The organism is Lachnoclostridium sp. (assembly GCF_031997925.1).
In the GTDB taxonomy this organism is placed as follows: Bacteria; Bacillota; Clostridia; order Lachnospirales; family Lachnospiraceae; genus Lachnoclostridium.
In genome coordinates this window covers 123,828-136,891 of record NZ_DAMADT010000009.1, presented here as the reverse complement: position 1 = coordinate 136,891, position 13,064 = coordinate 123,828, and the positions used below count along the sequence as shown (strand labels likewise).

Annotated in this window: 11 protein-coding genes and 1 riboswitch; of the genes, 9 read left to right on the top strand and 2 right to left on the bottom strand. The window is 38.5% G+C overall.

Annotated features, from left to right (window positions below; translation table 11 throughout):
• The first annotated feature begins 649 nt into the window (after nt 1-649).
• The 8 genes from ectB (at nt 650) to RTP52_RS08590 (ending at nt 11,348) form a co-directional block, all read left to right on the top strand.
• The gene (gene ectB, locus RTP52_RS08625) at nt 650-1,933 is read left to right on the top strand and encodes a diaminobutyrate--2-oxoglutarate transaminase (protein ID WP_312105723.1); all 1,284 of its coding nucleotides are present in this window, start codon (nt 650-652) and stop codon (nt 1,931-1,933) included.
• Between the two features lie 117 nt (nt 1,934-2,050).
• A riboswitch (glycine riboswitch) is annotated at nt 2,051-2,133 on the top strand.
• 242 nt (nt 2,134-2,375) lie between these two features.
• The gene (gene gcvT / locus RTP52_RS08620; protein ID WP_312105721.1) at nt 2,376-3,458 is read left to right on the top strand and encodes a glycine cleavage system aminomethyltransferase GcvT; all 1,083 of its coding nucleotides are present in this window, start codon (nt 2,376-2,378) and stop codon (nt 3,456-3,458) included.
• Nucleotides 3,459-3,484: 26 nt separating this feature from the next.
• Nucleotides 3,485-3,868 (top strand): glycine cleavage system protein GcvH, encoded by a 384-nt coding sequence (gene gcvH / locus RTP52_RS08615; RefSeq protein WP_312105719.1) that lies wholly within the window; start codon nt 3,485-3,487, stop codon nt 3,866-3,868.
• A 13-nt stretch (nt 3,869-3,881) separates the two neighbouring features.
• Nucleotides 3,882-5,201, top strand: coding sequence for an aminomethyl-transferring glycine dehydrogenase subunit GcvPA (gene gcvPA, locus RTP52_RS08610; RefSeq protein WP_312370579.1), 1,320 nt, complete (start codon nt 3,882-3,884; stop codon nt 5,199-5,201).
• A gap of 3 nt (nt 5,202-5,204) precedes the next feature.
• On the top strand, nt 5,205-6,665 hold the full coding sequence (gene gcvPB / locus RTP52_RS08605) for an aminomethyl-transferring glycine dehydrogenase subunit GcvPB (RefSeq protein WP_312370576.1): 1,461 nt from the start codon (nt 5,205-5,207) through the stop codon (nt 6,663-6,665).
• The gene (locus RTP52_RS08600; RefSeq protein WP_312370573.1) at nt 6,649-7,647 is read left to right on the top strand and encodes a lipoate--protein ligase; all 999 of its coding nucleotides are present in this window, start codon (nt 6,649-6,651) and stop codon (nt 7,645-7,647) included. Before gcvPB ends, RTP52_RS08600 begins: the two co-directional genes overlap by 17 nt.
• 118 nt (nt 7,648-7,765) lie before the next feature.
• Nucleotides 7,766-9,178 (top strand): dihydrolipoyl dehydrogenase, encoded by a 1,413-nt coding sequence (lpdA, locus tag RTP52_RS08595; protein ID WP_312370571.1) that lies wholly within the window; start codon nt 7,766-7,768, stop codon nt 9,176-9,178.
• A gap of 241 nt (nt 9,179-9,419) precedes the next feature.
• Entirely contained in the window at nt 9,420-11,348 is a 1,929-nt protein-coding gene (locus RTP52_RS08590; RefSeq protein WP_312370568.1) for an ATP-dependent DNA helicase, read from the top strand.
• Nucleotides 11,349-11,501: 153 nt separating this feature from the next.
• Here RTP52_RS08590 and RTP52_RS08585 read toward each other — a convergent pair whose 3' ends face one another.
• Nucleotides 11,502-11,921 carry a hypothetical protein gene (locus RTP52_RS08585; RefSeq protein WP_312370565.1) on the bottom strand — a complete coding sequence of 140 codons (420 nt, stop codon included), beginning with the start codon at nt 11,919-11,921 and terminating at the stop codon, nt 11,502-11,504.
• A complete protein-coding gene (locus RTP52_RS08580; protein WP_312105711.1) occupies nt 11,918-12,121 on the bottom strand; it encodes a helix-turn-helix transcriptional regulator in 204 nt (67 codons plus the stop codon). Before RTP52_RS08580 ends, RTP52_RS08585 begins: the two co-directional genes overlap by 4 nt.
• Nucleotides 12,122-12,415: 294 nt before the next feature.
• Here RTP52_RS08580 and RTP52_RS08575 point away from each other — a divergent pair.
• The coding region (locus tag RTP52_RS08575; protein WP_312370563.1) for a hypothetical protein at nt 12,416-13,064 on the top strand (649 nt) is incomplete at its 3' end.

The window sequence follows — 13,064 nt, the reverse complement described above, 5'->3', positions numbered from 1 at the left end:
TGGATAAAATTCTCTTGGGATTCAGAAGAGGCTATACGTGCATACTCGTCTTTTACTTGGTCTATGAGTTCATCACGATTCATATAATTTACTCCTTTTCATAAAAAGTTTATTATTTGTCGTTTCCAGGTTTGTGGTGGCTGCCTGAACGTTTCTAAGTATTTCGTATTTCTCCATCTAAATGCGGTCTCAACCATGGTAGGGCCACCATTCGTTTTTTCTTACAAATCGTTTTTCTTTGGTCAATTTGCCATAATTATTCCTAATATTAATAGAGTTATTATTTGCTAGTAAGAGAATTTTATTCAGATTTGTATTGGACATGACTAGATCGGGAGCTTTAAAATATTCATACCACAACTTGCTGGCGGGAGCTATTACTAAATGATTGAATCACCAGTCTTTTTTGTTTTCTTAAATTTCTAAAATTATATCCTAAAGAACCAGTGATTATTTCTTTGTGAAAATCATACATATAAAGACTTTCAGAAGTATATGATAGTATATAGAGGCAAAATGCCACGTAGTGGAAATGAGGTAGAGCTGGTAGCGTAATCAGATTTCGAATAACCACTTTGACTCAAAAATAAACAAAAGCAATGTGATATATATAAAAATGCAAATAAACAGAGTAACTTGGATTTGATGCATGAGAAAAATAAAAAATAAAATTAAAGAGGTGGAAGATAGTATGTTAGAGAGTGAAAAATTTGAATCTAATGTCAGAAATTATTGCAGACATTTTCCTAAAGTATTCACAAAGGCTAAATTATGCAAAATGTATACACCAGAAGGTGAGGAATACTTAGACTTTTTTAGCGGTGCTGGTACGCTTAATTATGGTCATAACAATGAATATATTATGGAGCGTATTATCAATTATATAAAAGATGATGGAATTTTACATGCGCTTGATATGTATACTACAGCCAAATGTGATTTTATTAAAAAATTTCAAGACTGCATTTTAGCTCCTAGAAATTACAATTATAAAATGATGTTTTGTGGCCCTTCTGGAACAAATGCAAATGAGGCTGCTTTAAAAATAGCTCGTAAATATACTGGAAGAAAAAATGTAATTGCTTTTATGGGCGCTTTTCATGGAATGTCGTTAGGAAGTTTGGCATTGACAAGTTCACTATTTGCGCGTAATGGTGCAGGTGTACAACTAGAGAATACAATATTTGTTCCATATTGTAGAAAAGGTTTTGATTCGTTAGAATATATTAAAATGATCTTGAATGATGATCATTCCGGAATAGAAAAGCCAGCAGCTATATTTGTTGAAACCGTTCAATGTGAAGGTGGTGTTCAAGTTGCTGATTTTGAATGGCTAAAAGAACTAGATAAAATATGTAAAGAAAATCATATCCTTTTAGTTTGCGATGATATACAGGTTGGTTGTGGGCGTACAGGTACGTTTTTTTCGTTTGAACAAGCCGGAATCGAACCAGATATGGTTACGCTATCGAAATCGATTAGCGGTGGAGGTCTACCTATGTCATTACTCCTTCTTAAACCAGAGATTGATTGCTTAGAACCAGGAGAGCATTCTGGTACATTTCGAGGAAATCAACTAGCATTTATAGGAGCTAGTGCTGCAATAGATTATGCAATAGAACATAAATTATGGGATAAAGTACAAAATGACGAAAAGTATGTGAAAGAATACATAGAACAGAATATACTGCCGATTAATAATAAAATACAATATCGCGGAAAAGGACTTATTTTTGGAATTGATTTTTCAAATTTCAATAATGAAAAATTAACAGATGAAATATCAAAAGAATGTTTTGCAAATGGACTAATCATTGAATTGGCAGGAAGAAAAGATAGTGTATTAAAAATTATACCACCTTTAATTATTAGTAGAGACGAACTTACAGCAGGTCTTAATATTATTAAAAAATCCATTCAAGCCTGTGTATAATGAATAAAAGGATGATCTATCATGGTGATTGGAACTGGAATTTTGAGTTAGCAATAACAGTTAGCAAAAACGATTGACAGTGTCAAAATAGTCTGATAATATCAATATTAATAACGGATGATGAATACGGAAGAGAGCACAAGACTGTGCCGCCGAAGGGGAACGCAGAAACTCTCAGGCAAAAGGATCGGATTCGGACGTAACTCTGGAGAACATTTATATACCGAAGAAGTCAATCTTTCAGGTAAAAGGACAGAAGCAGGCAGGAATATCCTATATGGATATTTCTTTCTGTCTTTTTTTTTATGGATAAAAGGTTGACGTTCCTGTATTGAAACAGAAAGCATGTTTCAATAATTAGATTTACGGTGCAAAGAGTACACCTTTTATGAGAAATAACTACGCCACTATATTATCAGATAAATTTAAGGAGGATTAAGACATGGAACTAAAAACACCGCTTTACGAAATGCATCTGAAACTTCATGGCAAAATGGTCCCTTTTGCTGGATATCTCCTTCCCATCCAATATGAGGAGGGAATCATAAAGGAGCATATGGCAGTAAGAACAAGGGCAGGGATTTTTGATGTTTCTCATATGGGGGAGATACGCTGTAGAGGGAAAGATGCTCTTAGGAATCTGCAGCAGTTACTGACCAATGATTTTACCGATATGGCGAATGGTCAGGCAAGATACAGTCCTATGTGTAATGAGCAAGGGGGTACGGTGGATGATCTGATTGTATATAAGGAAAAAGAAGAGGAGTACTTAATCGTCGTAAATGCTTCTAATAAAGAAAAGGATTACCGATGGATGCTAGAGCATAAATTTGGAGAGGTGGTGTTTGAAGATATTTCTGATAAAATCTCACAAATTGCCTTGCAGGGTCCTAAGTCTCAGGAAATACTTATAAAGCTATCAACAGACATTCCCGAAAAGTACTATCATGCTGTTTTTGATGGAATGGTGGCTGGGATTCCATGCATGATATCCAGAACCGGTTATACAGGGGAAGACGGATTTGAACTTTATTTCGATAATACATATGCTATTACAATGTGGGAAACGCTTATGGAGGCAGGAAAAGAATACGGACTGATTCCTTGTGGGCTGGGGGCAAGAGATACCCTGAGGCTGGAGGCAGGCATGCCGCTGTACGGACATGAGATGAATGATGAGATTAATCCGGTGGAAGCCGGTCTTTCGTTTGCTGTGAAAATGCAGAAGGAGGATTTCATCGGTAAAAACCATTTGCCAGATAAGGATTCCCTCATGAGAAAACGAGTAGGCTTAAGGGTAACAGGGCGGGGAATCATACGGGAACAGGAAGATGTACTTGTAGACGGGAAGAAAGTGGGCTTTACAACATCAGGAACCCATTGCCCATATCTGGGCTACCCGGTGGCCATGGCTATCCTTAATAAAGAATATATAAAAGTAGGTACAAAAGTAACGGTAATTGTCAGGGGAAGAGAAGTAGAGGCAGAAGTGGTGCCCCTTCCATTTTATAAGAGAACAAAATAATCCATCAAGGAAAAGGAGAATTTATCATGAAGGTATTAGAAAACTTGGTTTACACAAAAACACATGAATGGGTAAGGTTTGAGGATGAAACAACAGCCTTAGTCGGCCTTACGGATTATGCGCAGCAGACGTTAGGACAGCTTGTCTTTGTTAATCTTCCGGAAGAGGGTGACGAAACGGTAACCGGAGAAAGTTTTGCCGATGTGGAGTCAGTAAAAGCTGTTTCGGATGTCTATTGCCCAGTAACCGGAGTCGTATCGGAAATTAACGAAGAACTTCTTGATGCACCGGAAAAGATCAATGAGACTCCTTATGAAGCCTGGTTTGCAAAGATAACCGGTATTACGGAGAAAGAAGAATTCTTAAGTCCAGAGGAATACGAAGAATTTGTAAAAAAAGAAATGGAATAAAGGAGATCTGCATATGGGTTCATTTGTACCAGCAACCGATCTTGACAGAAAAGAAATGCTGTCAGTGATTGGAATTGAGAGCATAGAAGACCTTTTTGGGCAGCTTCCGCAGGAAGTTATGTTAAAGGATGGGTTGAACCTTCCGCGTGGAATGTCTGAAATGGAAGTATGTAAGGAAATGGAAGGTATTGCAGCGAAAAATAAGGTATTTCCGGTCATTTTTAGGGGGGTCGGTGCATACAGGCACTATATTCCGGCTGTTGTGAAAAGCGTGTTATCCAAGGAAACTCTATACACTGCTTATACCCCATATCAGGCGGAAATCAGCCAGGGAATCTTACAATCCATATTTGAATACCAGACAATGATTTGTGAACTTACTGGGATGGACACGGCCAATGCTTCCGTGTATGACGGTGCGGCTGCGGCAGCAGAAGCGGTAGCTATGTGCAGGGACAGAAAGAAAACAAGGGCCTTTGTTTCCGCTGCGGTTCATCCTCAGGTAATGGAGACCATAAAGACCTATTGTTTTGGAAATGGGATGGAGTTGACTGTTATTCCTGAAAAAGACGGTATGACGGATCTTAATTTTTTAAAAGAACATATTGATCGTCAAACCGCATGTGTATATATTCAGAATCCAAATTATTACGGTAGTCTGGAACTAGCTGGAGAAATCGGAAGCATAACTAAGGAAGCTGATGCAAAGTATATCATGGGCGTAAATCCAATTTCCTTAGGTGTTATAAAGACACCAGAAGAATATGGTGCTGATATTGCAGTGGGAGAGGGGCAGCCCCTCGGATTGCCGCTTTCATTCGGTGGGCCATATATCGGATTTATGGCATGTACGAAAGAACTGACCAGAAAATTGCCGGGAAGGATCGTCGGAGAAACCGTTGATTTCAATGGAAAAACAGGATATGTTCTAACCCTTCAGGCAAGAGAACAGCATATCCGAAGAGAAAAAGCATTAAGCAACATCTGCTCAAACCAGGCACTTTGTGCATTGGCAGTGGGAGTTTATTTATCTGCTATGGGAGCAGAAGGACTGAAGCAGACAGCCATACAGTGTATGTCAAAGGCGCATTATATGGCAAACCAATTAGAAGCAATCGGGTATCCTGTTATAAATCGCGGGGAATTCTTCCACGAATTTGTAACCATTTCAAAGATTCCAGTAGAAAAGGTGATGAGTGTACTGGAAGATGCGGGAATTCTTGGCGGTTATCCATTAACTGGCGAAAGAGCCGGGCAAATCTTATGGTGCTGTACGGAAATGAATGCAAAAGATGACATCGATCGTGTCATTGGCATTCTGAAGGAGGTGTAGGTTATGCTGATATTTGAAAAAGGGCAGGAAGGAAGAAAGATGAGTATTCTGCCAGAATGTGATGTGCCGGTTAACCTGCCAGAGGAAAGCAGCCGGAGAAAAAAGAGACTGCACCTTCCAAACGTGTCTGAAAATGAGATAAGTAGGCATTATACAGAAGCAGCAAAAAAGGCATATGGCGTAAATGATGGCTTTTATCCTTTGGGCTCCTGCACCATGAAATATAATCCCAAGATCAATGAATACATAGCATCGCTTCCTGGATTTGCGCAGATTCATCCGCTACAGTCGGAGCATACGGTGCAGGGTTGCATGGAGGTATTAAAAACTGCAGAGCGATACCTGTGTGAGATAACCGGAATGGACCGTATATCCTTTCAGCCAGCAGCAGGAGCCCACGGTGAATTTACCGGGCTTTTGCTGATAAAAGCATATCATGAAAGCCGTGGTGACGGGAAAAGAACGAAACTCATAGTACCAGATTCTGCACATGGAACCAATCCTGCAAGTGCATCAATGGTTGGATTTTCGGTAATTAGTATCCCGTCCGGGGAAGATGGAGGAGTAGATTTAGAGGAACTAAAAAAGGCAGTCGGGGAAGATACAGCAGGACTGATGCTGACCAATCCTAATACCTTAGGTCTTTTTGATAAAAATATACTCGAAATCACCAAAATCATTCATGAGGCCGGAGGACTGGCTTACTACGACGGAGCAAATTTAAACGCTGTCATGGGCATGATAAGACCAGGGGATATGGGGTTTGATGTAGTCCATCTGAATCTTCATAAAACCTTTTCCACTCCCCATGGAGGCGGTGGTCCGGGCAGTGGACCTGTAGGCTGCAAGAATCTCCTGTCTGAATTTTTACCAAATAACCTGGTGGAGGAAGAAAACGGATATCTGTTTAAAAGTCCTGTTCAAAGTATCGGACAGGTGAAAAGCTTTTACGGAAACTTTCTAATTGTGGTTAGAGCCATGACGTATCTGTTCATGCTTGGAAAGGAAGGAATCTCGGAAGCTTCAAAGCATGCGGTACTGAACGCCAATTATATGATGGCAAAATTAAAGGATGTATATGACATGGCATATCCTGGATCCTGTATGCATGAATTTGTCATGAGCCTTATAAGGCTTAAAAAAGAAAATGGGATATCAGCTATGGACATATCAAAAGGACTTTTGGACTATGGAATCCATCCACCGACCATGTATTTTCCGCTAAGCGTACCAGAAGCGTTAATGGTGGAGCCTACGGAAACGGAATCAAAAGAAACCTTAGATCAGGTGATTTCTGTATTTCGTAGCCTATATGAGACAGCTAAATTAAATCCGGAAATCCTTCATAAAGCCCCAGTCAATACGTCAGTCACCAGACTTGATGAAGTAAGAGCAGCCAGAAATTTAATATTAAGATATGACTTCTCAGATAAGGATGCAGAGAAAGATGATACAAAAAATTAATTATTTAAACGGAAGCAGTAATGACCCGTATCAAAACCTTGCCATAGAGGAGTACTTATTAGAAACAGTAGAGCAGGATACTTGCTTTCTTTACCTTTGGCAGAATGAAAATACTGTTGTAATTGGAAGAAACCAGAATCCATGGAAGGAATGCAGAATTCAAGAACTTGAGCAGGATGGCGGACATCTGGTGAGAAGGCTTTCAGGAGGAGGCGCCGTATTCCATGATCTTGGCAATCTTAATTTTACGTTTCTTGTCCACAAGTGTCATTATGATCTGGATAAACAGCTGGAGGTCATTCTATGTGCGGTCAAAAAGCTGGGAATCCATGCAGAAAAATCAGGACGAAATGATATTACCATATCTGGAAGGAAGTTTTCTGGCAATGCCTTTTATACCAGAGGGGAGAAGTGTTATCATCATGGAACCCTACTGGTAAGTGCAGATATGCAGAAGCTTTCTAAATATCTGCAGGTTTCAAAGGATAAGCTGGCTTTAAAAGGAGTGGATTCTGTTCGATCCAGGGTAGCTAATCTTTCTGATTATCAGACTGGACTGACCATTACTATGCTAAAAGAAAAGCTTCTGGAGGCATTTGAAGAAACCTATGGATATAAGGCGGTTTACTGTAAACAGGAGGATTTGGACCAGAAAGCATTGTCAAACGGAAGAAAGAAGTTCTCGGATTTCTCCTGGCTGTACGGACGTAACATGGATTTTCAGTATGAACTGTCAAAACAGTTTGCATGGGGAAATGTAATCTGGCAGTTTCAGGTGAGCTGCGGAATCATAAAGGATTTGCAATTATTTTCCGATTCCATGGAGCCAGATCTTGTGGAAATGCTCCCTAGGCTTATAAAGGGAAGTAGATATGAGAATAAGGATATCTGTAATAAACTGAATCAGGTTCCTGCTAAGACCCAAGCACAATCAATCATAATAAAAGATTTAATAGAGTTTTTTGCTAATGCCCAAATTTAGGAGACAAGTAAGAAGTGTGAAAGAAATCTGCGATTTCTTTCACACAGAAGTTTGTACCTGCGTAATCCATAGAACAAATTTCACATGAGCAAAGAACGTTGTAGGAAAAGAGGATAGGATGGAGAAAATATATGATCTACTTGTTATTGGCGCAGGCCCTGGAGGATATGTAGCAGCGATTAAGGCAGCTAAGATGGGAATGAAGGTAGCGGTGGTAGAAAACCGGGAAGTCGGAGGTACCTGCTTAAACCGCGGCTGCGTTCCGGCAAAAGCAATGCTGCATGCTGCAAAATTATATCAGGAGGTTGTGTCCGGAGAACAGTTCGGAATTCTCGTGGAAGAGGTAAGCTTTGATTACGGCAAAGTGATGTCCTATAAAAATGAGACTTCTGAAAGTCTCAGACTTGGAGTAGAACAGCTCCTTAAGGGAAATAAAGTGGAACGGATCCATGGGATCGGGACGCTTATGAAGGATAGAAGAGTTAGAATTAAGACAAAGGAAGGAGAAGAAATTCTTCAGGCGAAAAATATATTGCTGGCAACAGGATCGAAGCCTGTTCTTCCGCCCATTGAAGGAATCCATCTTCCTGGAATCATGACCAGCGATGAGATGTTTCAGCTTGATCATGTACCGGAAAGCCTGCTTATTATAGGTGGCGGGGTCATAGGAGTAGAGTTTGCTACGGTATTCTCTTCCTGTGGTTCCAAAGTCACATTGTTGGAGGCGGAAGAAAGACTTCTACCCAGTCTTGATAAGGAAATCTCACAGAATGTAAAGCTGCTTTTGAAAAAGAGAGGTGTTGACATTCATACCAGAGCATTTGTTCAGAGAATAGAAAAGGAGGACTGTGAGTTTCTCTGTACCTTTTTAGAGAAGGGAAAGGATCAGGAAAAAACCGAGGTCCGAAAGATTCCATATCTGCTTTCAGCCACCGGACGAATCCCAAATACAGATGGTCTGCTGGAGGAGTTAACATTACTGGAAATGGACAGGGGCAGGATTTTGGTAAATGAAAATTTTGAAACAAGCATGCCTAACGTGTTTGCCATCGGTGACGTTATTGGTGGAAGCCAACTGGCACATGTTGCAAGTTCTCAGGGTATCTGTGCAGTGGAACGAATGAATGGGAAAGAACCGTCAATTGATTTATCAGTAGTTCCATCCTGTGTTTATACCGATCCTGAAATTGCATGTGTCGGAATAACAGAACAGGAAGCAATAGAGAAAGGAATCAAGATCGTTACAGGAAAATTTTTAACACATGCCAACAGTAAATCATTGATAACAAAGGAAGAGAGAGGCTTTGTTAAAGTTGTAATAGATAAGGAAACGAACGTATTACTGGGAGCACAGATGATGTGCGCCAGAGCTACAGATATGATCGGTGAGATGGGAACTGCCATTTCCAATAAACTTACTGTAATGCAGCTTTTAAAGGCTATGCGGGCACATCCTACCTATAATGAATCCATAGCGGAAGCGCTTAATGACTGTAACTATGGTGCGATTCATGCGTTGCCGCGCAGGTAAGAAGATATAGATATTACGTTTGCTTTTTTAGTTAGAATAAAATAATTCCAATTGAACATAGCGTTAGTTTCTTGTATACTTATATTATATAAAGAAAGTTAATGAGATTTAACAATAATCCTCTAGTCACCTAAATGGGAATAGAGGATTATTGTTATTATAAAAATGTTTGGGAATTAGCTTAAAGTTACAGATTGAGTACTTAAGTTAAATATTGATAGCGTATAGGAGAAACAGATACATGTGTGCAAAAAGAAAAGAACCCTTTGATTATAAGAATAAACAAGAATTTCAAGAGAAATTAGTTGAGTGGATTGGTGATGTGTTGTATGACCTTCTGCCTGAACATGGTTATGAGATTCGAGATGAGCAGATATTTACGGCTTTTAAAATTGCAGATGCCGTTTGCAATAAAAACGTTCACTTAGCGGAGGCAGGGCTTGGAACAGGGAAAACATTCGCCTATTTGCTATCAGCAATTCCTTATGCTCGCTTTACTGGAAAACCTGTAGTGATTGCGTGTGCTACCACAGCACTTCAGGAGCAACTTGCAGGCTCAGAAGGAGATATTAGAACGCTATCTAGACTACTTGGATTAGAAATCGATGCTCGGATGGCCAAAGATCCACATCAGTATATCTGTGATGTTCGAGTGGATGAAAATATGGAAGAAATCGGTGCGATGTCTAGTGAAATCAATGAGTGGTTAAGTAACACATTGCTAGGGGAACGTTCGGAGATACCACACATCTCAGATCATGAGTGGAAGATGATGAAATGGGAAGAATATATGGCTTGCGATATATGTTCTATCCGAGGTTTTTGCAAACTTGTGAAAGCAAGAGAACAGTATAGACTTACAAAAGATTTGCTTATTGTGGACCATGAAACATTCTTTCATGATTTATGGACACGAGAGGAGCGATTAGCCAATGGCTTGTTGCCCATTCTTCCTGACTATTCCGCAGTTATTTTCGATGAAGGACATAAGGTCCTTCTTCCTGCATCCATGCAAGCAGGACAACAAATTAATAGGGATGAAATCGATACTATGATTTCTGCTCTTGAAGAGATACAGGGAGCTAGAGCTTCGCTAGCTTCAACAATTACTACGATAGAAAATGCCACAAATTCATTTTTTACGCAGCTACAGCATTCTGTAATAGCAGGAGAAAGCACAGAAAGGGTATCAATTCAAAGGAATGACGCCTTACTAAAAGCTGCAACTACCTTTCGTAAGACCTTAGACCATCTTCTTCTAGAGATGCAAATAGAACAAGAACTATATACTGATTCATTATCACCAAATCAAATACAGGCATACGAGGGGCAGATAGAAAGAGCAATATGGGCACTAGACAAATTCAGTAGAAATCAAGGAAGTAATATAGTTTCTTGGGTAGAACAAAAGGATGGTAGCTTTTGGGTTGTTCCACGAAGGATTGGTGATATGTTAAATAAACATTTATTCCAGAAGAAAATACCAGTAGTCTTTACCTCCGCGACCTTAAGTAATAAAGGTGATTTTGATTATTTTATAAGAACGCTCGGGTTAGAAGACCCATCCAAATCCACGATTGGAAGTCCTTTTGATTTGGAAAATCAAGTCGTTGTCTACTTACCAAAGACATCGAATAAAATTGAGCACTTAGTATCTTTACTAAAAGAGAATGGTGGACGAGCGCTTGTGCTTACGAATTCCTTACATGAAACAAAAAAAATCAGAAAGAAATTACAAGGGTATCACTTCCCATTTGAAATGATATGGGAAGATATAGGGGAGCGTGGATATCTTGTCCGGAAATTTAAAGAGGAAGAAACCTCCGTTTTAATCGGGTCTAATTTTTGGGAAGGAATAGATGTACCAGGAGATGCATTGAACTTGCTAATCATCTGGGAACTACCTTTAAAAGTTCGGGATCCTCTCATTGAAGTACAACGTAAGGAGGCAAGAGAACAGGGATTCGATCCGATTATTATAGTTGATTACCCTGAAATGGTTCTCAAATTAAAACAAGGTTGTGGTAGATTAATTCGAACAGAGGATGATAATGGAGCAATCGTTATCCTGGACCCTGTGATAGGAACTTCTTGGGAAAGCTACGTGATGGGAGCGCTACCTTCGGGTGCAAGAATAGAGAAAAATACTGGACTGTTATTATCATTTTAGTAAAATAGGAATATATAGTAAAAGGCAGAACAAACAATGTTCTGCCTTTCGAGTTGTGTAAGATAATAAATACACTACCGCCCCTTTAAACTGTCGCAACATAATTATATTTGATAATAATTCCTTATTCCAGTTCAATTAACAGTGAAATGACTACATTTCTTTGTTATATCGTATTGTGTAATATATTTGCATACTAAATCCAAACAAATATATGCAGATAGCTGCAAGAGTCAGCCACAACGGCGAATCGGTGAGTATCAGCAGGAAAGGAATAATAATTAGTGATCTTATGGTAATGTCAAAAGCTTTTGCCTTTGCTTTCATGTTAATAGAAATATTGCGTTCATCTTTGGAATCAATGTCACTCTGCTTTTTTATATCAGGACGCTTTTTATAATAAAGACTGATGAGCAGATTTGCTGCATTCATGCTAATAAGTCCAGCGCCTATCCCTATACATAGTCCCGAGACCGTTTTTGAAGTTATGCTTATAACAAAAATCCCTACAACTAATAAGATAGCGCCCAGTAGCATCAGAAATATAATATTTTTTATTTTGTTCTGTTTCACTGTTTTTCCTCCTCATAGATAAAGATATCCTCAATACTCATGTTGAAATAGCGGGCAATTTTAAATGCTAACAGAATGGAAGGATTATATCTTCCGTTTTCAAGAGAACCGATAGTCTGTCTGGATACCTCCAAAGCGGATGCCAACTCTTCCTGTTTGATTCCATTCAGTTTACGTATTTCTTCCAGCCGGTTTCTCAAGTAACCACCTCCTATACTTAAAATGTAAAGTAAGCTTTCCGTAATTAGAATATCATAAACGTACATCAATGTCAAGCTAACTTTCCATTGAATTTTCAAAACTTATGTTGAAACTTATGCTGAAGGAAGGAACCATAGCCACCGGATGGGTTGGGCTATATACAGAATATAGATATAGTAACATAAAGTGGAATAAGTATAATTGAAATAATTCTATATAAAGATATAATATAATTATGGGATTTAGCAGATCTCCTATAATTTTATAAGATATTAAGAAAGTAGGATTACTTTATGAAAAAGCGCTTCAATTGTCTGAATCGGTTTGATACGATTTTTAATCGTCTGATCTTATCCTTTGTAGTATTGGTTGTAGCAGTGGCTCTTTTTATCGGAATTATTCTAACGGTACAATTTTCCGTTAACTATAATAAAAAAATAGAAGAATTAGAAAATTATCGATTAAGATATCTTAAAAACAATGTGGAGGCTATTTTTAAAGATTCCAATCAAATTATTTTAGACATTATAAATTTAGGTAATCAAAACGAGGATATTCAAAAGTATTTATATTATCCTATGGAAAAAGATATACTAAAAGCAGTTAATATATTAGATTTTATAAAAGTTATACGTACACAAAAGGATTCTTTTATTTCAAGTATAGAACTTTATACAGAAAAGAATAAAGTACATATCTCTACCTTTACCGGTATTAATTTTAGTTCTAATACAGAAGATTTTTTAAAAGAACAGGGTATTTTTCATACAGAGACGAAATATCAAAATAGTAAACGCTGGATTTCTCACCGGGTTATGACATTTGGTAATCGGGAACACCGGGTATATTCCTTTGCTGCTAAATACCCATTATATACGGAAAATCCTTCTATGGTAAAAGGTTATGTGGCAGTGAATATTAAAGAAGATGTATTTTATAGGC

Coding starts and splice junctions, on each gene's coding strand:
- gcvPA (WP_312370579.1), top strand. CDS start 3,882: ATGGGTTCATTTGTACCAGCAACCGATCTTGACAGAAAAGAAATGCTG.
- RTP52_RS08600 (WP_312370573.1), top strand. CDS start 6,649: ATGATACAAAAAATTAATTATTTAAACGGAAGCAGTAATGACCCGTAT.
- gcvPB (WP_312370576.1), top strand. CDS start 5,205: ATGCTGATATTTGAAAAAGGGCAGGAAGGAAGAAAGATGAGTATTCTG.
- ectB (WP_312105723.1), top strand. CDS start 650: ATGAGAAAAATAAAAAATAAAATTAAAGAGGTGGAAGATAGTATGTTA.
- gcvH (WP_312105719.1), top strand. CDS start 3,485: ATGAAGGTATTAGAAAACTTGGTTTACACAAAAACACATGAATGGGTA.
- lpdA (WP_312370571.1), top strand. CDS start 7,766: ATGGAGAAAATATATGATCTACTTGTTATTGGCGCAGGCCCTGGAGGA.
- RTP52_RS08590 (WP_312370568.1), top strand. CDS start 9,420: ATGTGTGCAAAAAGAAAAGAACCCTTTGATTATAAGAATAAACAAGAA.
- gcvT (WP_312105721.1), top strand. CDS start 2,376: ATGGAACTAAAAACACCGCTTTACGAAATGCATCTGAAACTTCATGGC.